The sequence below is a fragment of the Vibrio sp. S/42/10 genome (assembly GCF_029890535.1).
Taxonomy (GTDB): domain Bacteria; phylum Pseudomonadota; class Gammaproteobacteria; order Enterobacterales; family Vibrionaceae; genus Vibrio; species Vibrio cyclitrophicus.
Window position 1 is genome coordinate 1 of the sequence record NZ_JAKMZC010000042.1, and the last position, 1,292, is coordinate 1,292.

Here is a 1,292-nt window from a genome sequence, read left to right on the forward strand (position 1 = left end):
TTTAAGAGTGATTCTGTAGTTGACCCGATCTAATGGACACCTTCAATTGTAATTGGAGGTGATTATGCCAGCTTATAAATCAGGTAAAAAAACTCAACAATATCTTACGGAATTTAAGGTAACTGCTGTCCGACTTTCGCTTCGAGAAGGAGCTACAGTTAAAAGCGTGGCGCTATCATTAGATATCCACCCTTATATGCTTTCTAAATGGCGAAAGGACTATAGAGAAGGGGTTATTATGGAAGATAAACGTAAGAAAAGGACTCAGATCCCGAGCCAGAAAACTGAGTCTAGTCGGATTGCAGAGCTCGAACGTCAGAACGAACAACTTAAGCTCGAGAATGACTTGCTAAAAAAGTGGCAACGATTCGTTGCCCAAGAAAATCGACAAAATTCCGATTCATAGCCCATTACAAAACGCGTTATTCCATTGTATTGATGTGCCGTTTTCTATCTGTTTCTAAGTCGGGTTACTACGCATGGCTTGATAGAGAACCAAGCCGCTACGATCAAGAAGAGCAGGCTTTGAAGAAGCGTATAATTAAAGTGTTTACCCAGAGTCGAGAGACCTACGGTAGCCCACGAGTTCATGCAGAACTGAGGCGCCAAGGAGTTTTGGTTAGCCGCAAGCGTGTGGCTCGGATCATGAGAGAGCAAGGGCTAAGAGCACGAAGTTATCGCATTTACATGAAAATGGCCAAGCTACATCGGTTCTATCAATCGATTAAGAATATTAAAAAAGACACACCAAAACCAACGGCAGTTAATCAACAGTGGTCTGGAGATCTAACGTATATCAGGCAAGGCAAACGTTGGATGTATCTAGCGGTCGTTATTGATCTTTACTCGCGTAAAGTCGTCGGTTGGTCGCTTGGTAGTAAGAAGAGTACACAACTAACGATGAGTTCGCTGAGAATGGCCATTAGAAATCGAAAGCCACAAGAGCGCCTGTTATTTCATACTGACAGAGGCTCTGAATATCGAGCCCATGAAGTTCAAGCTTTACTATCAAAAAATGGAATTGTCCCAAGCATGAATCGCCCAGGTCATTGTACTGATAATGCAGAGGTGGAGTCGTTCTTCCATACGCTCAAAGGCGACATAATTAGGAAAAATAGCTTTAAAAGTGAGAAGCAGCTTAGAGATAAACTTGTCGGTTATATCCAGCATTTTTATAACCGTTATAGACTGCACTCAAGTCTTGGATATCGAAGCCCGCATGAATATGAAGTCATGACGGGTTAAAGAAGATAGGGTGTCCATTTTATCGGGTGAAGATCATTCGCAACGCT

The 1,292-nt window shown here is 42.4% G+C and carries 1 protein-coding gene; it reads left to right on the forward strand.

Features of this window, described 5'->3' with window-relative positions; all coding sequences use genetic code 11:
- Positions 1-64: 64 nt before the first annotated feature.
- Positions 65-1,245 (forward strand): IS3-like element ISVisp1 family transposase gene (locus tag L8S15_RS21680; RefSeq protein ID WP_102351272.1). Its coding sequence is split into 2 segments (ribosomal slippage): positions 65-350 and positions 350-1,245, totalling 1,182 coding nucleotides; the frame shifts between segments, so codons are not numbered across the junction.
- Positions 1,246-1,292 lie beyond the last annotated feature (47 nt).